The sequence below is a fragment of the Streptomyces sp. MZ04 genome, assembly GCF_004684775.1.
Lineage (GTDB): Bacteria > Actinomycetota > Actinomycetes > Streptomycetales > Streptomycetaceae > Streptomyces.
Genome location: NZ_SRIC01000004.1, coordinates 74,129 through 95,019, shown reverse-complemented (window position 1 = coordinate 95,019; position 20,891 = coordinate 74,129). Strand labels below are relative to the sequence as shown.

The following is a 20,891-nucleotide window of genomic DNA, read 5'->3' as shown; positions in this document are numbered from 1 at the left end:
ACCCCGGCCTGCGCCTCATCCCGATCCCCGAACTCCCCACCCTGTGGACCGGCTGGGCGGTACGCCGCTGGGACGCACTGTCCCCCCTGGCCAGGGCGTTCGCGGAGACGGTGGAGGAGAACTGCGACGAGGCGTTCGGGCCCGAGCCCGGCGGTCGCGAGTAGCCGAGAAGCCGGGCGAACCGCCGTTGTTACGATCCCCCGCATGCACAGCGCAGACACCTCAGGCACATCAGACACGCCGGGCACGCCGGACGCGCCGGGCACGCCGGGCACATCAGACACGCCGCGCACGCCGGGCGCGTCAGACACCGCCATCGACGCGGACGACGTACGCGCCGTCGTCGCCCTGGCCATCAAGACCCTGAAGGACGCGGATCCCCAGGCCTGGGACGCCAAGGCGGGAAGGCTTGAGTGGACCTGCTGGGAGACGCTCGAGCATCTGGCCGATGACCTGTTCACGTACGCCGCGAGGTTCGGGCTCTCTGAGCCGCCGACGTCCGCGGTGCTGCCGTTCCGGACGGACAGCGACCGGAACGGTGGGCCGGCGAATGTCTTCTTTGTCGAGCGAGCGTCGGGCCCTCAGGGTCTCCTGACCGTCCTGGAGGCCTGCGGTGGTCTGCTGGCGTCCGTTCTGCGCACCGCCCCTTCCACCACCGTCGCCTTCCACGTCTTCGGGCCTTCGGGCGCAGAAGGCTTTGCCGCCATGGGTGTTGTCGAGACCCTCGTGCACACGCATGACATCACTCAGGGGCTGAGCCTGGAGTGGTCTGCGCCAAGGGAGTTGTGCGCACGAGTCCTGAAGAGGCTCTTTCCGCATGTCGCCGTCGGCTCCGACGCCTGGGACACCCTGCTGTGGGCGACGGGACGTATCGACCTGCCCGATCGTCCACGACTCACCGAGTGGCGCTGGTACAACGCTCAAGGTGCGTGAGCCAGTGTTTCGGGCAGGACCGAAATGCCCTCCAGGACTTGCTGTGCCCCTCTAGCGTCCCGTGTGTACCGTCCACGTCGAACGGGAGGAATGCGCATGATGAGGAAGGCGCTCACGCTCGCAGCTGCGGGTCTCATGACCCTGGGCGCCGCGACCGCCGCCGCGTCGAGCGGACCGGCGCTGACGGGGAAGTCGTCCTGCCCCCGTTCGTACGTCTGCGTGTGGGACAACGACTCGTTCTCCGGGAAACCGCGCTGGAAGTCGCAGGGAGACCTCGGCGCGCATCAGTCCGCCCACGGCCTGTCGATCTTCAACAACGGCGTCCGGGACCCGGATGCGGACCACATCCGCTACAAGTACACATACGCCATCAACGGCAGAACCCACCGCGGGTGTCTCCACTACCCCGGTGACACCCCGAACAGCAAGACCACAGTCGATACGACCGTGACCTTGAACTATGCGAAGTGGGGCAGCGAGTGCTGACGGCGAGTGTCCGAGCGGAGAAACGGGAGGAACATTCATGATCAAGAAGGCGATGATGCTTGCTGCCGCGGGCCTCATGACCGTCGCCACGGCCAGTGTCGCCACCGCCGGCGACGGCCCGAAGCTCACCGGCAAGGACGCATGCCCCAGGTCGTATGTGTGCGTGTGGGACAACACCAGCTTCTCGGGAACGCCCAAGTGGAAATCTCAGGGCAACCTGTACAACAAGAAGTCGTACAACGGCATCTCGATCTTCAACAACGGTGTGCGCTACCCGGACGGGGACCACATCCGCTACCAGTACACCTATCGTCAGAGCACCAGCCCCCACTACAAGGGCTGTCTGCACTACCCGGGCGACAGCCCGACCACTGCGAAATCGATCGGCGTCACCGTCATCCTGGATTACGCGAAGTGGGGCGCAGAGTGCTGACCTGATCGTCGAGTGTCGCGCACAAACGCCGGCGGCTCCCCAGTCAATGAACCCGGGGACCCGCCGGCCACCTATGAATCCGTGCGGCGTAGCCGGAGGTCGAGGCACCGTTCCCGCTCACATGGAAGCGAAGAGCTGGATCCGCCAGGGCTCAGGAACCTCCGCCCGAACTTGCCTGAAGAACAAGCTAAGTCCAAGTGCCGATACCCACCCGTCCATGGGCGGCACGACACCGCACGGGCACTCTCCTTGTCGCCACCCCCTCCTCCGGAAGGAGCTCTGACGATGGCGACAACCACCCCTGCCCGTAGACGATCGGCGCGCTGTGGTGCGCTGGCCGGCGCGGCGGTTCTGGCGATGTCCGTCGGGACGGTCATGACGACCGCCGGCGGCGCCTCGGCGTCCGACACACCGGGCTCGTACACGAATTACGGCTTCCCCTCCGGTACGGGGGGCCTGAACAGCGTCACGTTCCGCACAACCGTCACCAAGGACGCGGGGCCCGCCTCCAACATCTTCTGGAGCCACCAGTTCGGCTTCACCGCGGGCAGCGGCGCCTACACCGGGATGCAGTCCAACGGGCCTGGCCAGACCCGCACTTTCCTGTTCTCCCTGTGGGACGCGACGGAGGCGAAGCCCGGAACCGGCGGCAGCTACTGCGTCGACTTCGGCGGCGAGGGCGTGGGCAAGAGCTGCCGACTGAAGACCGATTGGAAGGAGGGGGACACCTTCCGTACGCGGGTGGCGCACGAGGGGGACCGCTGGTTCGGCGTGACGGTCACCAATGAGACCACCGGCGCCTCCTTCAAGCTGGGCAGCATCCGCGCCGGGTCGACGCAGATCTCACCGAGCGGCATGGTCGACTGGACCGAGTACTTCGAGTGGAACAACCCGAAGGCGTCCTGCGACGACCAGCCGTACTCCCAGGCGAAGTTCGGCCTGCCGGTGGGCGACGACGGGGCGGTGACCGCGAGCGTCTCCTCGATGCGTACGAGCGCGACCTGCGCCGACTACACCCGGGTCGAGCAGGTGTCCGGCGGCAGCTTGCAGACCAATGCCGTCGGCAATTCGGTGCGCGGACCGATCACCGGCCTCGACGGCAAGGTCGTCGACGGCTCGCGGAACATCAGCGGCGATCCGGCCATCGTCTACAGCCCCACCGGCGGCGGCAACCAGGCCTGGGTGCTCGGCAAGGACGGCGCCCTGCACCTGATGGGCCAGGGCCTGTGCCTCGACGTCAAGGACGGGGCGCACGCCAACGGCACCCCGGCGATCGTATGGACCTGCAACGGCGGCGCCAACCAGCAGTGGCGCCACGAGAACGGCACGCTGCGCAACCCCGCCGCCAACCGCTGCCTCGACATCCCCGGCGGCGACACGGCCGACGGCACCCGGCTCGTCATCTGGGACTGCAACGGCGGCGCCCATCAGAAGTGGACGGTGCCGGACAGGCCGTGATCAGCCCGGCCGGCCATCTCCTGCGGAGTCAGAGTTGACATAGCGTCAAGACGCCTCTGCAGACGGCTACTTCATCGCAGATCGACTCAAGGCGTCCGACGGGAATCCCGCCCGTCGGGCGCCTCTCGCATGCCGCGACCGCCGACTCCCCGCGAGCGGCCACCACCCCGCCCCCGCCGCATGTGACCGGCATCACAGTTCAACATTCACTGTCCGCAGGTCATCATATGACCCGATCGCCGCACAGATTTGAGCGCCGGGCCGCACCCCGGCACAGCGAGACGAGGATGGGCATGAACGACCAGGACAGGCCGGCACGACCGCGCGTCGGCGTGGTGGGCCTCGGGGCCATGGGGCTCGGCATGGCACGCAGCCTGCGCACGGCGGGCTTCGACGTGGGCGTCCACGATCTGCGCCCCGAGGTGGCGCAGGCCTTCGCCGACGACGGCGGGACCGCCCATGCCTCCGCCGGTGAGCTGGCGGCCGCGGTCGACGTCCTGGTCGGCGTCGTGGTCAACGCGGCGCAGGTCGAGTCGGTCCTCTTCGGCTCCGACGGCGCGGCCGAGCGGCTGCGTCCGGGCTCCGTCTACGTCATGTGCTCCACGGCCGACCCCAACTGGTCCGCCGAGCTGGAGCAGCGCCTCGCCGAGCGCGGTGTGCGCTACCTGGACGCCCCCATCTCGGGTGGCGCCGCGCGGGCCGCGAACGGCGAGCTGACCATGATGACCTCAGGCGCCCCAGCCGCGTACGCGATCGCCGACCCGGTGCTCGAGGCCATGAGCAGCACGGTCTACCGCCTGGGCGACGAGGCCGGCATCGGCTCCAAGGTCAAGATCGTCAATCAGCTGCTCGCGGGCGTGCACATCGCCGCCGCGGCCGAGGCGATGGCGCTCGGCATCAAGGCGGGCGTGCCCGCCGACGCGCTCTACGAGGTCATCACGCACAGCGCGGGGAACTCGTGGATGTTCGAGAACCGCATGGCGCACGTGCTCGCCGGGGACTACACGCCGCTGTCCGCGGTCGACATCTTCGTCAAGGACCTGGGGCTCGTGCTCGACGCGGCGCGGCCGGAGAAGTTCCCGCTGCCGCTGGCCGCCACCGCCCACCAGATGTTCCTGCAGGCATCGGCCTCCGGTCTGGGCGGCGAGGACGACAGTGCGGTGATCAAGATCTTCCCGGGGATCGAACTGCCCGAGCGGACTGAGCGGACCGAGCGGACCGAGCGGACTGAGCGGACCGAGCGGACCGAGCGGACCGAGCGGGAAGAGGGCTGACCCATGGGTATCCGACTCGGCTGCATCGCCGACGACTTCACCGGCGCCACCGACCTCGCCAACAACCTCGTACGCGCGGGCATGCGCGTGGTCCAGCTGATCGACGTGCCGCAGGACGGCGCCGGGAGGACGGTCGACGCGGACGCCGTCGTCATCGCGCTCAAGTCGCGGACCACCCCTGCGCCCGAGGCCGTCGAGGCCTCGCTGCGGGCCCTGGACTGGCTGCGGTCCACGGGCGCGGAGCAGATCTACTTCAAGTACTGCTCGACCTTCGACTCGACGCGGGCCGGCAACATCGGGCCCGTCACCGAGGCCCTGATGGACGCCCTGGGCACCGACTTCACGGTCGCGACACCGGCGTTTCCCGACAACGGGCGCACCGTCTTCAAGGGGCATCTCTTCGTCGGCGACGTCCTGCTCAGCGAGAGCGGCATGCGCCACCACCCGCTGACGCCGATGACCGACTCCAACCTGGTGTCCGTGCTCGGCGCGCAGAGCACGCGCCCCGTCGGCCTCATCGACCACACCGTGGTCGCCGCCGGTGCCGGGGCGATCCGGGCGCGCGTCGACGAGCTGCGCAAGGAGGGTGTGGGCACGGCGATCGTCGATGCCGTCTCCAACGACGATCTCGTACGCCTCGGTGCGGCGGTCAGGGAGCTGCCGCTGGTGACCGCCGGTTCGGGGCTCGCGATCGGCCTGCCCGCGAACTGGGGGTTCGAGCCCTCCCCCGCCGCCGCCCGGCTGCCCTCACCCGGCGGCCACCGGGCCATCGTCTCCGGGTCGGTGTCCACCGCCACCAACGGTCAGGTCCTGGAGTTCCTGCGCGGCGGCCGCCCCGCGTTCGGCGTCGACCCGCTTCGGATCGCGGCCGGCGAGGACGTGGCCGGACGGGCCCTGGCTTTCGCCGCCTCGCACCTGGCCGACGGGCCGGTCCTCGTGTACTCCACCGAGGCTCCCGACGCGGTCAAGAACGTCCAGGGGCGGCTCGGCGTCGCCGAGGCCGGTGAGCTCGTCGAGCAGACCCTGGCCCGCGTCGCCCAGGGGCTCGTGGACCTCGGTGTCCGTCAACTCGTCGTCGCCGGTGGGGAGACCTCGGGCGCCGTCGTCCAGGCGCTGGGGATCACGGGCCTGCGCATCGGACCGCAGATCGACCCCGGTGTGCCGTGGTGCGCGGCGGACCTGCCGGACGGGCAGACGCTCCACATCACGCTGAAGTCCGGCAACTTCGGCGGCCCCGACTTCTTCACCGCGTCCTTCGCCCACCTCGACCGCGACGCCCACCTCGACCGCGACGCTCGCCTCGACCGCGACGCTCGCCTCGACCGGGACGCCCACCTCGACGGGGAGACGGCGTGACCCGGCTCCCCGGCACCGCCGTGGACGCGGCGCGTGCCGAGATCGTCCGGGTGGGCACCAGCCTGTTCGCCCGGGGTTACGTCCATGCCAGCGCCGGCAACATCAGCGCGAAGGTCGGCGACTCCCACCTGATCACGCCCACCGACGCCGCCCTGGGCTTCCTGGCGCCCGAGCGCCTCGCCCTGGTCGACGCCTCGGGCGAGCAGCTCGCGGGCGACCGCGCCAGCAAGACCCTCACCCTGCACCGGCGTATCCGTGCCGCCGACCCCACGGCACGGTTCGTCATCCACACCCACTCCACGCATCTCGTCGCGCTCACCCTGGCCGGCGTGTGGAGCGCGGACGACGTGCTTCCGCCCCTCACGCCGTACTACGTCATGAAGGTCGGGCACGTCCCGCTCATCCCCTACCACCGGCCCGGCGATCCCCGCGTGGCCGACCTGGTGGCCGGCCACATCGCCGATCGCGCCGCGCGGCGCACGCCGATCAGGGCCGTCCTGCTCGACCGTCTGGGCCCCGTGGTCTGGGGCCCGGACGCCGCTTCCGCTCTCGCCGTGCTCGAAGAACTCGAGGAAACGGCACGCCTCTGGCTCCTGACCGACCGTCGCCCCGAGCCGCTCCCCGCCCCCGCTCTCGACGAATTGAAGGCCGCGTTCAGCGCCGCTTGGTGATCGCTCGCTTGGTGACCGCTCACCGCCCGTCGGAGAATCCCCTGAGCCGCAGTAAGGATTCCGCATGTCCACGTCCACCGCGACGGCCGAGGCCCCCGACCTCGCCCGCGAGAACGCCGTATTCCGCAAGGTCGTTCTCCGTATCGTCCCCTTCCTCGTCCTCTGTTACGTCTTCTCCTACCTCGACCGCGTCAACGTCGGCTTCGCGAAGCTGCAGATGTCCGACGACCTCGGCCTGAGCGAGGCGTCGTACGGGCTCGGCGCCGGTCTGTTCTTCATCGGCTACTTCCTCTTCGAGGTCCCCTCGAACCTGATGCTGCAGCGCGTCGGAGCCCGCACCTGGATCGCCCGGATCATGATCACCTGGGGTCTGGTCTCGGGGGCGTTCATGTTCGTCACCGACGAGAAGACGTTCTACGCGCTCCGCTTCCTGCTCGGCGCCGCGGAGGCCGGCTTCTACCCGGGTGTGATCCTCTACTGCACCTACTGGTTCCCGTCCCACCGCAGGGCCCGCGTGATCGCGATGTTCATGTCGGCGATCCCGGTGGCCGGCATCTTCGGCAACCCGCTCTCCGGCTGGATCATGGACACCTTCGACGGGCGGAACGGCTGGGACGGCTGGCAGTGGATGTTCCTGCTCGAGGCGATCCCCGCGCTCCTCATCGGTGTCGCCACGCTGTTCTACCTCGACAATGGCGTACGCAGCGCCAAGTGGCTCTCCGACGAGGAGAAGGACATCATCGAGGCGGCGGTCGCCAAGGACACCGCGCACCAGAAGCACAGCCGGGTCTGGGACGGATTCCGTGACCCCAAGGTGTGGCTGATGTGCCTCATCTACTTCTGCTTCGTGATGGGCCAGTACGCCCTGACCTTCTGGATGCCCACCTTCGTCAAGTCGACGGGCATCGACGACACCTTCACCATCGGCGTGCTCAGCGCCGTGCCGTTCCTGGCCGCGCTCGTCGCGATGAACCTCTTCGGACGCTCCGCGGACAAGCGCCGCGAGCGCCGCTGGCACCTGGTCATACCGAGCCTGATGGGCGCCGTCGGCTTCTCCCTCGCCGCGAGCTGGAGCGGATCCACCGCGCTGTCCCTCGTCGCCCTGTCCTTCGCCGCGGCCGGCGTGCTGACCTGCGCCCCGCTGTTCTGGTCGCTGCCCACCGCGTTCCTCGGCGGCACCGCCGCGGCGGCCGGCCTCGCCGTGATCAACTCGGTGGGCAACCTGGCCGGCTTCGTCAGCCCGTACATGATCGGCGCGCTCAAGGACGCCACAGGATCGACCTCGATCCCGATGTACGTCCTGGCCCTCAGCCTCGTCGTCGGCGCGGCCGCGGTGCTGACCACGAGGAAGCAGGTCGTCAACCGATGACCGGGACTGGACCTGGCCACCCCGGCCCTGGCCCCACCACAGGAGCAAGCATGCCGAGGTTCGCCGCGAACCTGTCCATGATGTACACCGAGCACGACTTCCTCGACCGCTTCGCCGCGGCGTCGGCGGACGGTTTCGAGGCCGTCGAGTACCTCTTCCCGTACGACCACGAGCCCGCCGCACTGCGCGGCCGGCTCGACGAGCACGGCCTGCGGCAGGTGCTGTTCAACGCGCCTCCCGGCGACTGGGAGTCCGGGGAGCGCGGCATCGCCTCGCTGCCGGGACGCGAGGCCGAGTTCCGCTCGGGCATCGACCGGGCACTCGCATACGCGGCGGCGCTCGGCTGCGGCCAGGTGCACGTGATGGCCGGTCTCCGGCCGGCGGACGCGACGCCCGCGCGGCTCGCCGAGCACCGCGACACGTACCTGGCCAACCTGGCCTGGGCGGCGCAGCGGGCCGCCGACGTGGACGTCGACGTACTGATCGAGCCGATCAACGGCCGTGACATGCCGGGCTACTTCCTGCACCGGCAGGCCGAGGCACACGCGATCGTCCGGGAGGTGGGCGCCCCGCATCTCAAGGTGCAGCTCGACCTGTACCACTGCCAGATCGTCGAGGGCGACCTCACCACGACGCTGCGCCGGGACCTTCCCACCGGCCGCGTGGCCCATCTGCAGATCGCGGGCGTGCCCGACCGCCACGAGCCCGACCAGGGCGAACTCGACATCCGGTATCTGTTCGACGTCGTCGACGAACTGGGCTTCGAGGGGTGGATCGGCTGCGAGTACCGCCCCCGCGCCGGTACGAGCGAGGGGCTCGGCTGGCTCAAGAACCACGGCTTGCTCAAGAACCACGGCTCGCTCACGGACTACGGCTTGCTCAAGAACAACCGAGGAGAACGCGCATGAGGATCGTCATCACCGGTGGCTTCGGCTTCCTGGGGCAGCAGGTCGCCGAGACCCTGCTGAAGCGGCGGACCCTGTGCGGCGCGCCCGTCGACCGTCTTGTGCTCGCCGACCGGTTCGTCCCTGCCGGGTCGCCGCTGGCCGCCGACCCGGTGGTGGACGTCGTACAGGGCGATCTGAGCGAGCGCCTCGACGAGATCTTCGCGCGGCCGGTGGACGTCCTGATCCACCTGGCCTCCGCGGTCTCGTCCGAGTGCGAGGCCGACTTCGACCTCGGCATGAGCGCCAACCTGGACACCACCCGCGCGCTGCTCGACGCCGCCCGTACCCAGTCGGCGTCCGGCGGGCCGACAGCCCGAGTCGTGTTCTCCAGCAGCGTCGCGGTCTACGGCTCCGACACCGCGCTGCCGCTGCCGCCGGTGGTCAGCGAATCGACGCTGCCCACACCGCAGTCGAGCTACGGAACGCAGAAGCGCGTCTGCGAGATGCTGGTCGCCGAGTACACCCGCAAGGGCTTCGTCGACGGGCGTGTGGCGCGCCTGATGACGGTCTCGGTGCGGCCGGGCAAGCCCAACGCGGCCGCCTCCGGCTTCCTGTCCGGCATCATCCGCGAGCCCCTGGCCGGCCTCCCGGCGATCTGCCCGGTCGGCCCCGGACTGCGGGTCGCCCTGGCCTCACCGCGGCGCACCGTGGAGGGCATCCTCCGCATCGCCGAGGCGGATCGCGGCCTCGGAGGCCTCGAGGGCGGGCTGCCGGTCAACCTTCCCGCACTCACGGTCACGGTCGCCGAGATGCTGGACACGCTGCGCAAGGTGGCCGGCGACGCCGTCGCCGACCTGGTGACGGTCGCGCCCGACCCCGCCGTCGAGGCCATCGTCGGCTCGTGGCCCGCCGCCTTCGACAACACGCGGGCCACGGCGCTCGGCCTCGCGCCCGACGAGAGTTTCGAGTCGGTCGTACGGGCATACGCCGAGGACCACCCCGAGGCGATCACGGCCGGTTCGCTGCCCGCGCCGGGGTCGATCGGGGCCTGACGGATAGACTGACGAGCATGTTCTCCAAGGTGAGTGGTCCCGTACGGCTCGCGGACAGGGTCGCCGCGATCCTCGCGGAGGAGATCGAGTCCGGACGTCTGGCCGAGGGCGACAAGCTGCCGACCGAGGTCGAGTTGGTCAAGCAGCTGGGCGTCAGCCGCACCGTGATCCGCGAGGCCGTGTCGCGGCTGCGCAACGCGGGCCTGGTCGAACCGCGCCAGGGCCGGGGCGTGTTCGTCATGCCCCGGCGCACCCGGCCGCTCGACCTCGAGGCCGAGGCATCCGGCACCAAGGCCAAGGTGCTGCAGATCGTGGAGGTCCGCCGCGCCATGGAGGGCGAGGCGGCCTCGCTCGCCGCCGCCCGTGCCACACCGGAAGACCTCGACCGGATGCGGCAGTCCCTGGCCGCGATCGACGAGGCGGTCGCGGCAGGCGGTGACGGCGTGGACGAGGATCTGGCGTTCCACCAGTCGATCGCCGAGTCGACCGGCAACGCGGTGATGGTCTCGACCGTGCGGTATCTCGGAGAGGTGCTGCGCAGCGGCATCCGCGTCACACGGGCCAACGAGGCGCGGCGGGGCGACTTCATCGAGGCGGTGCGGGTGGAGCACCATGCGATCCTCGCGGCCATCGAGTCCGGCGACGAACGGGCGGCACGCACCGCCGTACGCCGTCACATGAAGCACGCCGCGTCCCGCCTCCAGGACGCGGACGACGGCTTCTGGACGCAGGCGGACGACCTCGAGGTGGATTTGGACGCGCCGTGACGGTCGCGCCCCATCCCGCTCGGCGTCGCGCCCTACTTGTTCGTACCCCGGAAGCGGCCGAACGCCTTCGTGAAGGAGCTCAGCGGTGAGCCGTCCGCCTTGACCAGGCCCGGCACTGGCGGCTGGGGCATGCCGTCGCCACCATTCACCTCGGCCAGTGCGGCGTGTGCCGTCTCGGCCGCCTCCTGGTACAGGTCACGGGATTTCGTCATGGCGTCGAGCGCCTCGGCGTACCTGGTGACCATGGACTGGGCATGGACGAGCTCCTCGTCCGGGGTGAGCAGGTGCCAGCCCTGGCGCAGCCGCGTCAGGGCCTGCTCGGCCTCGGCCGGCAGTGGCCGCGGCAGTACGGCGAACTCCTTGATCCTGTCGAGGAGTTCGGTCGGTTCCGAGCCGTCCAGGAAGACACTGCGCACCGTGAAACGTTCCGCGTCGTAGTCCGGGCCCTGTGGCGCCGCGGGCAGGACGACGGCGCCGCCGCGCGGCATGCGCACGCTCAGCTCCCGCTTCATCGCGAAGTCGGCGATCTGGGCCTGCTCCGGCGTGCCCCGGTGCTCGACCACCCGGTGCCGCAGGCTCGGCGGCAGGAACACCGAGATGGGCCGCTGCCCCTTCGCGTCGGGTGTCATCGCCTCGTGCACCACGACATGGATGAACCAGCTCTGCCGGGTGCAGTCCCGCAGCCTGCGGCGCAGTTCGTCGTCGTCCTTCGGCAGGTGGTTCGTCGTCCGCAGGCGCAGTCCCGGCACCGTGTCGTGGTCCCAGGCGACCTGGTCGCTGTCGGGCCAGAACATCGTGGCGGGCGACGGCCAGTGCATGTCCCACGCCCGCTCCGCCTCGGCGGCGACGACCCAGGTGACGCCCTCGCCGTCCTTGCGGCGGGCCTCGGGGTCGTACGTGGTCAGCTGGGCGCGCACCGTGACGTCGTCGGCCACGCGCCAGCGGGCCTCGAAGAGGCGGCGGGCCGACGGGCCGGGGTCGGCGGACGCGTCCCGCGGGTGCAGGACCGTGGAGCGGGCCGCCTCGACGGGGTCCAGGTCCAGGAAGTCGTCGAGCACCCCGGCCGCCTTGAGGGCGATCAGGTTGCGCCGTACGTCCTGCTCGGGCTCGGGGCCGAGATGGCGCCCGCGTCCCAGCCACGCGGTGTCGGGGGCGGTGTTCGATGAGCTGCTGTTCTTGGCCATGGAGTCGTTCTGTGGGTGATCGGGGCCCGACCAGTATGGCCCGTCGGCGCCCGGCGTACCTAGGGGGTGTCGTTTGGGCCTTAGGGGGTGTCGTTTGAGCCTCGCGTCGAATGGCTTCGGCGCAGGGAGAGAAGGATCAACAGCGCGAAGGCAGCGAATGCGGCGCCTGTGCGCGCGTAGTTGAACGCCTTAATGGTTTGCCGTCTTCCGGCCCGGTCGGATAGGAAGCTCGCATGCTCAGCGGCAACAAGGTCGGGCTCAGGGCCCGGCACGAGGACGACATCCCGATACTGCGGGCCGAGCTCTACGACGACGTGGTCAACGGCTCGAGGGCCGAAGCCGGGCCGTGGCGGCCGATCACGCCCGGCTCGAAGGATCCGCGGCTCGTGGTGGACGACACGAACCAGGGGAGCGTCCCGTTCTCCGTGGTGGAGCTGGAGGGCGGCACGCTGGTCGGCACCGCGAATCTGTGGGGCATCGACAACCACAACCGGTCCGCGCACATCGGCCTCGGACTGCTGCCGTCCTCCCGCGGCAAGGGATACGGCACCGACGTGGTCGCGACGCTGTGCCACTACGGCTTCGTCGTGCGCGGCCTGCAGCGGCTGCAGATCGAGACGCTGTCGGACAACGCCGCGATGCTGCGCTCCGCCGAGCGCAACGGCTTCGTCCGCGAGGGCGTACTGCGCTCCTCGGCCTGGGTGTTGGGCGAATTCCTGGACGAGGTACTGCTCGGGCTCCTCGTCAAGGACTGGAAGCCTGACGCGCAGGGCTAGGCCGCGGCGCCTCTGCGTCGGTGGGGGAAAACCCCCAGTACAGACGGAGGAAAGCCACGTTCCGGCGGCCCCTGTCGCAGACCTAACGTGAAGTTGTCCGACCCCACCGGGTCTGCGTGTCTGCGGCAGGAGATGTGATGATCGAGGCTCAAGGTCTCACCAAACGGTACGGCCCTACGGTCGCCGTCGACGCGTTGAGTTTCGACGTGCGGCCCGGCGCCGTCACCGGGTTCCTCGGCCCCAACGGGTCGGGCAAGTCGACGACGATGCGCATGATCATGGGCCTGGACCGGCCCGACGCCGGGCAGGCCCGGATCGGTGGACGTGCGTACGGCGAGTTGCGCTGGCCCCTGCGTGAGGTCGGGGCGCTCCTTGAGGCCCGAACCTTCCATCCCGGGCGCAGCGCGGCGCATCACTTGTCGGCGCTCGCGGCCGCCGGTGGCATCGCGCGGTCCCGGGTCGGCGAGGTGCTCGACCAGGTCGGGCTCACCGCCGTCGCGGGCCGCCGGGCGGGGACGTTCTCGCTGGGGATGGCGCAGCGGCTCGGTATCGCGGGGGCGTTGCTCGGTGATCCGGGTGTGCTGCTCTTCGACGAGCCCGCCAACGGCCTCGATCCTGAAGGGGTGCGCTGGATCAGGGACTTGATGAAGTCCCTGGCCGGCGAGGGGCGCACGGTGCTGCTCTCGAGTCACCTCATCAGCGAAATGGCGCTCACCGCCGATCACTTGGTGGTGATAGGCCAGGGCCGCCTGCTCGCCGACACCTCGGTGCGGGAGCTGACCGCACGGGGCCGCTCCCTGGAGGAGGCCTTCTTCGCCCTCACTGGGGACAGCGCCGACTGTCGAGGAGTCTCGTCATGAGCAGCCCTGTTTCGCACGTCCTGAAGCGTGACGCGCGCCCGCCCCGTGGGGGATACGGATTCCGCGATGCCGTCCGCATGGAGTGGATCAAGCTTCGCAGTCTCCGGTCGACGTTCTGGGCGCTGCTGCTGGTGGTCGTCTCCATGGTGGCCATCGGGGTCGTGACGATGGCCAACACGAAGGTGCCGAGTGCCGACAAGGCGGCCACCTTCGACCCGACGAACAACGTGCTGGCCGGTGTCGCCGTCGGTCAGCTCCTGATCGGCGTGCTGGGCGTCCTCGTCGTCACCGGTGAGTACTCGTCGGGGACGATCCGCTCCACCCTCGCCGCCATTCCGAACCGGCGTCTGGTCCTTGCCTCAAAGGCGGTGGTCTATGGAGGGATATCCCTCGCGGTGGGCGAGGCCGTCACGTTCCTTACCTTCTTCGCGGGGCGGGCCGCCCTGGGCGAGGGGGTGCCCGAGCCCGCGCTCGGTGATCCGGGGGTGCTGCGGGCGGTGCTCCTGTCAGGGGCCTATCTGGGACTCATCGCGCTGCTGGGCATCGGGATCGGCGCCATCACGCGGCACACCGCGAGCGCGATCGCCGTGCTCGTGGCGGTCACGTTCGTGCTGCCTGCGGTCATCGGCGGGGCATCGGGGACCACCGTGGCGAAGTTCTTCCCGACCATCATCGCGGGGAATTCCCTGGCGGTTTCCAAGCCCGTGGCCGACGTCCTCTCCCCCTGGGTGGGCTTCGCGGTGCTCTGCCTCTACACACTCCTCGTGCTCGGCGCGGGCCTGCGCTTGCTGGCACGCCGTGATGCCTGACGGGACACTGGACACCATGCACGTCACACCCCCGATGATCACGCCGGAGCACTCCGCGCCAGCAGGGGGCGCAAGGAGGGCGCGCGCCCTCGTGCGTGCCGCTCTGCGCGCCCCGTTCACCCGGCGGGCGTGGACCGAGGCGGCGTACTGCCTGATCGGATTCCCGCTCGGCCTCGCGGGTGGGACGGTGCTCGTGGTGCTGCTCGCTCTGGGGGCGGGGTTCACGGTGTCGGTGGTGTTCTTCGTGCTCGGCGCGCTCCTGGTGATCGCGGGGCTTCAGCTGGCCCGCGCACTGGGCCAGGTGCACCGTCGGCTGGCTGCGGGGCTGCTGGGCGAGGAGACGGAGTCGCCGCCGCCGCTGCGCCCGGAGGGCAGGTTCGTCAGCCGCGTCGACGCTCGGCTGTGGGACGGGAACGGATGGCGGGCGGCGGCGTACGCGCTGGCGAAGCTGCCGGTCGGCTGTCTGGGGGCTTACGCCGTCCTGTGGTGGGTGACGGGGCTGGTGAGCCTGACCGCGCCGCTGCGGTGGGCGGTGTTCGGGCAGCGGCCCGAGCCGGGGGATCCGGAGGGCATGCCGGTGCTGTCCCCCATCCCTGCCGGTGGGTTGCATGTGGACACCTTCGCGGGCACCTTCTTCGCGGCGGCGGTGGGAGCGGCCGTCCTGCTCTGCGCGCCCTGGGTGACCCGCCTTGTGACGGAGACCGACCGCTGGCTCGTCCGCTCCCTGCTCGGTCCCGGTCAACTCGCCCACCGGGTACGCGACTTGGAGGAGACCCGGGCGCTCGCCGTGGACGACTCGGTGGCGCTGCTGCGGCGCGTCGAGCGCGATCTGCACGACGGCGCGCAGGTGCGGCTCGTCGCGGTGGCGATGAGTCTGGACATGGTCAGGCAACGGCTGAGTGCCTATGACGGTGCCGAGGGGGGCGCGCCGCTGGACGTCGGACGCATGCGTCAACTGATCGACGGTGCGCATCAGAACGCCACCGACGCACTCACCGAACTGCGGGATCTGGCCCGCGGCATCCATCCGCCCGTGCTGGACGACGGGCTGCCCGACGCTCTCGCGACGCTGACCTCGCGCAGTGCCATTCCCGTCGACCTGGTGACGGAGGTGCCCGAGCGGCCGACCCCGGCGATCGAGACGATCGCGTACTTCTGCGCGGCCGAGTTGCTGACCAACGTCATCAAGCACAGCGGTGCCCAGCGGGCGGCGATCACGGTGGCCCAGTCGGGCGGGCGGCTCTATCTCCAGGTCAGTGATGACGGGCAGGGTGGCGCGGAGATCGGGGCCGGGAGCGGACTGGCCGGGCTCATCCAGCGGGTGCGCACGGTCGACGGCGGGATGGAAGTCAAGAGCCCCACGGGTGGGCCGACGGCGGTCACCGTCGATCTTCCCCTGCACGCGTGAGAGCATGCGGCCATGCGTGTCGTGATCGCCGAGGATGCCGCTGTACTGCGGGAGTTGCTGGGCCAGATGCTCGCCGAGCGCGGGCATGAGATCTGTGCATCCGTGGGAGACGCGGACGCCTTGCGCGCCGCGGTCGCCGAGCACCGACCGGATGTCACGGTGACCGACATCCGGATGCCGCCGACCCACACGGACGAGGGACTGCGCGCGGCCATCGACATCCGCCGCGATCACCCCGGCACGGGCGTGCTGCTCTTTTCTCAGTACGTGGAGACGAAGTACGCCACGCGGCTGCTCGCGGCGGGGTCGGCGGGGGTCGGCTATCTGCTCAAGGACCGGGTCGCCAATGTCGCGGAGTTCGCCGATGCCCTGGAGCGGGTGGGCGCGGGCGGCACCGCCCTGGACCCCGAGGTAGTCACGCAGTTGGCCGGTGCGGGACACCGCGCGGCCGAGCTGGCGCCGCTGACCGAGCGCGAGCGCGAGGTGCTCTCGCTGATGGCCGAAGGGCGGTCCAACGCGGCGATCGCGCAGAGCCTCGTCGTCTCGGCGGGCACCGTCGAGAAGCATGTGGCCTCCGTCTTCGACAAGCTCGGCCTGCCCGCGTCACATGACCACAACCGCCGGGTCCTCGCGGTCATCCGCTACTTGCACGGCTGACACAGGGGCGTGCGGAACGCCACCCTGAGCGCCACCCACCCGATGGACATAGACATATGCCAGATGCAACAACGCCTCGGGTGTTGCCAAATCCCTTACGAGCCACCTCTCGCTGTGCGAAAGTCATTAGCGGTCCATCCCCTGTCCGTCTGGTCGCACCGCATCGTCAACGGAGCACCTCATGCCGTCCCATGTCTTCGCGGACCGCCCTGCCGCCCAGCCGCCCGAGCGCGGCTCGGTCGAAGCGCTGATCACGCAGACGCGTCGGCTCCGCGGCGAGGTCGACGCCGTACGGCGCGATGCCATGACCGACGGCGGTGACCCGCAGGGACGCTGGCAACGCGCGCTGTGCGATCTCGCGGTGCACCAGCTCAACGACCTGGACGACCACCTCGCGCAGTTGCGGGACGGACCCGTGCAGCCGATGGAGGAGCCGCCGGCCCCGGCCATCCCCGCGCCCCTCGAGCCGCAGCACGGTTCGCTGCTCAGCCGGGTGGGCAGCGCGGAGTGGAACCTCCTGAACGACGAGGCGAGTTGGTCCGGCGAGCTCTATCAGATCCTGGGCCGGGACCCGGACGCTCCCCCGCTCTCCCTGGACGAACTGCCCTCCCTGGTGCACGTCGACGACCAGCCGATGCTGACGGCCATGGTCACGGACTGCCTGATCGACGGTAAGCCGATCGACGGCGAGTTCCGGATCACGCGCGCCGACGGCGGCGTACGGCAGGTGCACATGATGGGCGAGCCCGTGCTCGCCGCTGACGGCAGCACCGCCTCCATGTGGGCGGTCTTGCGGGACGTCAGCGAGCTGCGCCGCAGCCAGCGAGTGGTGCGCGAGACCCGTGACTCGCTGCAGCGCCAGCGGCACATCGCGCAGACGGAGCACCGGCTCGCGGTCGAACTGCAGGAGGCTGTGCTGCCGCCGTGGCGCGGCTCCCTGCGGTTCCCGCACGGCGGCCCCGCGGCGCTCGACCTCGCCGCGCACTACCTCCCCTCGTCGACGAGCGCACTGATCGGCGGCGACTGGTACGACGCGATGGAACTGCCCGACGGCCAGTATCTGCTGAGCGTCGGCGATCTCACCGGCCACGGCGTCAGCGTCACCTCCGGCATGGCGATGCTCCTCGGCGCCGTGCGCGGCATGGCGGTCGCCGGAGTGCGGCCGGGCCAACTGATGGGCTGGCTCAACCAGTTACTGGACACCACGGTCCAACCGGCCCTGGGCAGCGCGGTCTGCTGCCAGTACTCCCCCACGACGGGCACACTGTCCTGGGCGCAGGCCGGACACCCCGCCCCGCTGCTGTTCCGCGACGGGACGGGGCGCGCGCTGACGCCACCGGACGGCGTGATCCTCGGGGCGACCTCCGGCGCCACCTACGAGCAGGCCGAAGAGCAACTCCGGTCAGGCGACGTGCTGTTGCTGCACACCGACGGCCTTGTTCCCCGGCGCGCCAGGGACGCGGCGACCAGCAGGCTGCTGGCCCTCGCACCCCGCTTCACCGACACGCGCGGCGCACAGGACTGCGTACGGACGGTCGTCGAGGAGTTCGGCGTGGCCCCACGCGAGGACGACGCCTGCCTGTTGATCGCACGGGTCAACTAGAACCCGGGCACCGACCCCTCACACCTGGACCCGCTTGCCACCCCCGCCCTTGCCCGCCGCCTTGGGCAGCGCCATCTTGATCTCCTCGCGCAGGTCCTGGATCTTCGGATAGCCCGAGTACTGAGCGGTCAGTCGGTACATCTCCCGCAGCCGGTCCCAGGTGCGGTGCGAGGAGTTGGACCCCATCGACACCAGCGCCAACCGCGCGTACCGGTCGGCCTGTTCCGGATCGTCGGCGATGAAGCACGCCGAGGCCAGCGAGATGTAGTCGAAGATCTGCGACCGGTCGTGCCCCTTGGACCGCAGGTCGAGCGCCTCCTTGGCGTGGCGCTGGGCGGTGGCCGCCGCGGACGCGTCGTGATCGGCGAGGGTGCGGTAGGCCAGCGCCTGCATGCCGTGCATGTCCGCCTCGTCGAACATCTGCATCCAACTGGGCGGGGGCACATCCCCCTTGTCGGAGACGAAGAGATCCTCCGCGATGCCGAGGTTCCGGCGCATCGCCTGCCCCTTGCCCATCGACGCCTGTGCCCAGGCCTCGATGGTGTAGAGCATGGCCTGGGTGCGCGGCAGCATCTCCTCGCCCGAGCCCGACTTGGCGAGCTTCATCAGGTCGAGGGCGTCGTCCGGCCGGCCCAGATGCACCATCTGGCGCGCCGCCCGGGACAGGGCCTCACCGGCACGCGGCCGGTCACCGCCCTCGCGGGCCGCGTGCGCGGCGATCACGAAGTACTTCTGCGCCGTGGGCTCCAGGCCGACGTCGTGCGACATCCAGCCCGCGAGGACGGCGAGGTTGGCAGCGACGCCCCACAGGCGCCGCTGGAGATGTTCAGGGTGTCGGTAGGCGAGCATGCCGCCCACTTCGTTGAGCTGTCCCACCACAGCCTTGCGCTGCAGCCCGCCACCGCGGGCCGCGTCCCAGGCCCGGAACACCTCGACGGAGCGCTCCAGTTCCTCGATCTCCTGCGACCCGATGGGGGCGGCCTCATAGCGGTCGTACCCAGCGGGGTCGGCGTGCAGGGGATGGTCGGTGCGTGGAGCGTCGGCAACGAGGGCCGGATCGGTGTGCAGCCAGTCGTGCATGGCGCTGCTGAGTGCGGAGCCTGCGGCAAGCGCAGCGCCCGCGCCCACCAAGCCGCGTCGGTTGAGCATGAGGTCCATTCCCGTGAATTCGGTGAGGACCGCGGCTGTCCGTTCGGGCGCCCACGGCACGCCGTCGGGGTGCTCCACACTCCCGTCGCCGCGCCGCTTCCCTACACGCCCGTGCCGCACCAGACCGAGATCCTCAATGGTCACGACACGGCCGAGACGCTCGGTGAACAGAGCCGCCAACACCCTGGGCACGGGATCGCGCGGGATTTCCCCCATGTCGATCCAGCGCCGCACCCGCGAGGTGTCGGTGGCCAGCTGCGGGTGGCCCATGGCCGCCGCCTGCCGGTTCACCAGTCTCGCGAGCTCCCCCTTCGACCAGCCTGCCAGGCCGAATAGGTCCGACAGTCGGGTGTTGGGTTGTCCGTTCACGTCAAGCCCCCAGGTTCTCGGCTGAGTTGACAGTAACCCTCTGTCAGTTGCTGGGCGACTATTCGCCAGGGTTCGCCAGGGTGCGCCACATGGTGTGCCAGGGGACGCCGGGTGTCAGGTAGGAATGCGCCACCCCGACCCGGACCACCTCGGGACATTCCCCAGGGTGCACCAAGGCGTCCGGGCCGGTGGCGCGGCAACTCACAGGCACACGAAGGGATCTGTATCGCCCATGTACGCAGCATCGTCCTCCGTGTCCGCCCCGCCCCGGCCCCTGCACTCCCGACAGCCGGGCAGCGGCCCCTATCTGGAGCCCGCGCGGCCGGCGGCCGGGTCGCTCGGCGCCGGCCGGACGCGCCGCGTCCCGGGGTCCGGCACCCAACCGCTCAGCGGGAGACTCGACTTGTCCGGCCCCCAGGGGGCGCAACTGCGCACCGCGATCGCCTCGGTGCACCGCATCTGTCCGGAGTTCAATCCGGTGCAAGTGCTCCGCCGCAGCGGACGCACCGTGCTCCTGGTGGGAACGACAGGGCGCAGCACGGCGATCGCCAAGTGTTTACTGGACCATTCTCCAGTGTGGGCCGAGCGGATCCGGCACGAGATAGCGGCGTACCGCTCGTTCGTCCGGCACCGTCCGCCCGTCCGGGCCCCCCGGCTGATCGCCGCGGACCCGGAGGACTGCACGCTGGTGATCGAGCGGATGCAGGGCCGCGTCGCCGCGCTGTCCCGGCATCCCGTGGAGCCGCCGCCGCGCGCGGACGTGCGGCTCGCGCTGGGTGCGATCGACCGTCTGAACCGGTGGCGTCCGCCGCAGGAGATGTTCGGCAGGCCCATGGACTACGGCAAGCGGATCTCCCGCTTCCATGAGCTGGGTCTGCTCACCGACCGGGACATGGGTGACCTGCAGAAGCTGCTGCACGGCATCGCGCACTCGGCGGGGCAGCAGGACACCTGGCAGTTCTGTCACGGTGACGCGCTGCTCTCCAACATCCTCCTTTCGCCGGCCGGTCCGGTGTTCGTGGACTGGGAGCACGCGGGCTGGTATCTGCCGGGCTATGACCTGGCGACGCTCTGGGCGGTGCTCGGTGACGCGCCGGTGGAGCGCCGCGAGATCAGTCAGCTGGCGCAGCACGCGGGTCCCGCGGCGCGGGACGCGTTCCTGGTCAACCTGATGCTGATCCTGACCCGGGAGATCCGTACGTACGAGATGGCCGTGCAGCGCTCGATGCACGACGCGGCCCCGGCGGCACCGGGCCCGGCCCATCCCGGTGCTGCGCCGTCCGGCGAGGAACAGCGGCTGCTGCTGAGGCGGTTGCACGACGACTGCCAGCTGGCCCGGCGGGCCGTGCGTGCGGCGGTCGGTACTCGCTGACGGGGATGACGGTCCGCA

The 20,891-nt window shown here is 70.3% G+C and carries 19 protein-coding genes and 2 pseudogenes; 19 read left to right on the top strand and 2 right to left on the bottom strand.

Annotation, left to right across the window (positions count from 1 at the left end):
* The 12 genes and pseudogenes from E2651_RS44990 to E2651_RS02230 all read left to right on the top strand — a co-directional run.
* Positions 1-164: pseudogene (locus E2651_RS44990) on the top strand (LysR family transcriptional regulator); the annotation flags it as partial.
* 40 nt (positions 165-204) lie between these two features.
* A complete protein-coding gene (locus E2651_RS02280; RefSeq protein ID WP_245238512.1) occupies positions 205-933 on the top strand; it encodes a hypothetical protein in 729 nt (242 codons plus the stop codon).
* Positions 934-1,029: 96 nt separating this feature from the next.
* Entirely contained in the window at positions 1,030-1,419 is a 390-nt protein-coding gene (locus E2651_RS02275; RefSeq protein WP_167828662.1) for a peptidase inhibitor family I36 protein, read from the top strand.
* Positions 1,420-1,456: 37 nt separating this feature from the next.
* Positions 1,457-1,852, top strand: coding sequence for a peptidase inhibitor family I36 protein (locus tag E2651_RS02270; RefSeq protein WP_167828661.1), 396 nt, complete (start codon positions 1,457-1,459; stop codon positions 1,850-1,852).
* A gap of 285 nt (positions 1,853-2,137) precedes the next feature.
* Positions 2,138-3,310 carry a ricin-type beta-trefoil lectin domain protein gene (locus tag E2651_RS02265; RefSeq protein WP_135329237.1) on the top strand — a complete coding sequence of 391 codons (1,173 nt, stop codon included), beginning with the start codon at positions 2,138-2,140 and terminating at the stop codon, positions 3,308-3,310.
* Positions 3,311-3,603: 293 nt separating this feature from the next.
* Positions 3,604-4,584: an L-threonate dehydrogenase gene (ltnD, locus tag E2651_RS02260; protein ID WP_135329236.1), complete on the top strand. Its 981-nt coding sequence runs from the start codon at positions 3,604-3,606 to the stop codon at positions 4,582-4,584.
* Positions 4,585-4,587: 3 nt separating this feature from the next.
* Positions 4,588-5,940, top strand: coding sequence for a 3-oxo-tetronate kinase (gene otnK, locus E2651_RS02255; protein WP_135329235.1), 1,353 nt, complete (start codon positions 4,588-4,590; stop codon positions 5,938-5,940).
* Entirely contained in the window at positions 5,937-6,611 is a 675-nt protein-coding gene (locus tag E2651_RS02250) for an aldolase (protein WP_209446041.1), read from the top strand. Before otnK ends, E2651_RS02250 begins: the two co-directional genes overlap by 4 nt.
* 64 nt (positions 6,612-6,675) lie before the next feature.
* On the top strand, positions 6,676-7,980 hold the full coding sequence (locus E2651_RS02245) for an MFS transporter (protein WP_135329234.1): 1,305 nt from the start codon (positions 6,676-6,678) through the stop codon (positions 7,978-7,980).
* A gap of 50 nt (positions 7,981-8,030) precedes the next feature.
* A complete protein-coding gene (otnI, locus tag E2651_RS02240) occupies positions 8,031-8,888 on the top strand; it encodes a 2-oxo-tetronate isomerase (protein ID WP_135329233.1) in 858 nt (285 codons plus the stop codon).
* Positions 8,885-9,919 (top strand): D-erythronate dehydrogenase, encoded by a 1,035-nt coding sequence (denD, locus tag E2651_RS02235; RefSeq protein ID WP_135329232.1) that lies wholly within the window; start codon positions 8,885-8,887, stop codon positions 9,917-9,919. Before otnI ends, denD begins: the two co-directional genes overlap by 4 nt.
* Positions 9,920-9,936: 17 nt before the next feature.
* Positions 9,937-10,686, top strand: a complete 750-nt coding sequence (locus E2651_RS02230) for a FadR/GntR family transcriptional regulator (RefSeq protein ID WP_135329231.1) — start codon at positions 9,937-9,939, stop codon at positions 10,684-10,686.
* A 32-nt stretch (positions 10,687-10,718) separates the two neighbouring features.
* Here the strand turns inward: E2651_RS02230 and E2651_RS02225 are convergent, their stop codons facing one another.
* On the bottom strand, positions 10,719-11,870 hold the full coding sequence (locus tag E2651_RS02225; protein WP_135329230.1) for a hypothetical protein: 1,152 nt from the start codon (positions 11,868-11,870) through the stop codon (positions 10,719-10,721).
* A gap of 233 nt (positions 11,871-12,103) precedes the next feature.
* On the opposite strand from E2651_RS02225, the gene E2651_RS02220 reads away from it, so the two are divergent.
* The 6 genes and pseudogenes from E2651_RS02220 to E2651_RS02195 all read left to right on the top strand — a co-directional run bounded on the left by E2651_RS02220 (position 12,104) and on the right by E2651_RS02195 (position 17,983).
* Positions 12,104-12,646, top strand: coding sequence for a GNAT family protein (locus tag E2651_RS02220; protein ID WP_135329229.1), 543 nt, complete (start codon positions 12,104-12,106; stop codon positions 12,644-12,646).
* Positions 12,647-12,783: 137 nt separating this feature from the next.
* Positions 12,784-13,416: pseudogene (locus tag E2651_RS02215) on the top strand (ATP-binding cassette domain-containing protein); the annotation flags it as partial.
* Between the two features lie 86 nt (positions 13,417-13,502).
* Positions 13,503-14,315 (top strand): ABC transporter permease, encoded by an 813-nt coding sequence (locus E2651_RS02210; protein WP_135329227.1) that lies wholly within the window; start codon positions 13,503-13,505, stop codon positions 14,313-14,315.
* Positions 14,316-14,331: 16 nt separating this feature from the next.
* Entirely contained in the window at positions 14,332-15,723 is a 1,392-nt protein-coding gene (locus tag E2651_RS02205) for a sensor histidine kinase (RefSeq protein WP_245238511.1), read from the top strand.
* Between the two features lie 12 nt (positions 15,724-15,735).
* Complete coding sequence (locus E2651_RS02200; protein WP_135329226.1) at positions 15,736-16,380, top strand: response regulator transcription factor; 645 nt, start codon at positions 15,736-15,738, stop codon at positions 16,378-16,380.
* Positions 16,381-16,561: 181 nt separating this feature from the next.
* A complete protein-coding gene (locus tag E2651_RS02195) occupies positions 16,562-17,983 on the top strand; it encodes a SpoIIE family protein phosphatase (RefSeq protein ID WP_135329225.1) in 1,422 nt (473 codons plus the stop codon).
* A gap of 18 nt (positions 17,984-18,001) precedes the next feature.
* On the opposite strand, the gene E2651_RS02190 is transcribed toward E2651_RS02195, so the two are convergent.
* The gene (locus E2651_RS02190; RefSeq protein ID WP_135329224.1) at positions 18,002-19,501 is read right to left on the bottom strand and encodes a hypothetical protein; all 1,500 of its coding nucleotides are present in this window, start codon (positions 19,499-19,501) and stop codon (positions 18,002-18,004) included.
* Between the two features lie 232 nt (positions 19,502-19,733).
* On the opposite strand from E2651_RS02190, the gene E2651_RS02185 reads away from it, so the two are divergent.
* A complete protein-coding gene (locus E2651_RS02185) occupies positions 19,734-20,873 on the top strand; it encodes an aminoglycoside phosphotransferase family protein (RefSeq protein ID WP_135329223.1) in 1,140 nt (379 codons plus the stop codon).
* Positions 20,874-20,891 lie beyond the last annotated feature (18 nt).

Excerpts from the sequence above, each read along its gene's own strand:
- E2651_RS02220 (WP_135329229.1), top strand. The coding sequence starts at position 12,104 with ATGCTCAGCGGCAACAAGGTCGGGCTCAGGGCCCGGCACGAGGACGAC.
- otnI (WP_135329233.1), top strand. The coding sequence starts at position 8,031 with ATGCCGAGGTTCGCCGCGAACCTGTCCATGATGTACACCGAGCACGAC.
- ltnD (WP_135329236.1), top strand. The coding sequence starts at position 3,604 with ATGAACGACCAGGACAGGCCGGCACGACCGCGCGTCGGCGTGGTGGGC.
- E2651_RS02245 (WP_135329234.1), top strand. The coding sequence starts at position 6,676 with ATGTCCACGTCCACCGCGACGGCCGAGGCCCCCGACCTCGCCCGCGAG.
- E2651_RS02280 (WP_245238512.1), top strand. The coding sequence starts at position 205 with ATGCACAGCGCAGACACCTCAGGCACATCAGACACGCCGGGCACGCCG.
- E2651_RS02205 (WP_245238511.1), top strand. The coding sequence starts at position 14,332 with ATGCACGTCACACCCCCGATGATCACGCCGGAGCACTCCGCGCCAGCA.
- otnK (WP_135329235.1), top strand. The coding sequence starts at position 4,588 with ATGGGTATCCGACTCGGCTGCATCGCCGACGACTTCACCGGCGCCACC.
- E2651_RS02275 (WP_167828662.1), top strand. The coding sequence starts at position 1,030 with ATGATGAGGAAGGCGCTCACGCTCGCAGCTGCGGGTCTCATGACCCTG.
- E2651_RS02230 (WP_135329231.1), top strand. The coding sequence starts at position 9,937 with ATGTTCTCCAAGGTGAGTGGTCCCGTACGGCTCGCGGACAGGGTCGCC.
- E2651_RS02195 (WP_135329225.1), top strand. The coding sequence starts at position 16,562 with ATGCCGTCCCATGTCTTCGCGGACCGCCCTGCCGCCCAGCCGCCCGAG.
- E2651_RS02265 (WP_135329237.1), top strand. The coding sequence starts at position 2,138 with ATGGCGACAACCACCCCTGCCCGTAGACGATCGGCGCGCTGTGGTGCG.
- E2651_RS02225 (WP_135329230.1), bottom strand. The coding sequence starts at position 11,870 with ATGGCCAAGAACAGCAGCTCATCGAACACCGCCCCCGACACCGCGTGG.
- E2651_RS02270 (WP_167828661.1), top strand. The coding sequence starts at position 1,457 with ATGATCAAGAAGGCGATGATGCTTGCTGCCGCGGGCCTCATGACCGTC.
- E2651_RS02210 (WP_135329227.1), top strand. The coding sequence starts at position 13,503 with ATGAGCAGCCCTGTTTCGCACGTCCTGAAGCGTGACGCGCGCCCGCCC.
- E2651_RS02185 (WP_135329223.1), top strand. The coding sequence starts at position 19,734 with ATGTACGCAGCATCGTCCTCCGTGTCCGCCCCGCCCCGGCCCCTGCAC.
- E2651_RS02200 (WP_135329226.1), top strand. The coding sequence starts at position 15,736 with ATGCGTGTCGTGATCGCCGAGGATGCCGCTGTACTGCGGGAGTTGCTG.
- denD (WP_135329232.1), top strand. The coding sequence starts at position 8,885 with ATGAGGATCGTCATCACCGGTGGCTTCGGCTTCCTGGGGCAGCAGGTC.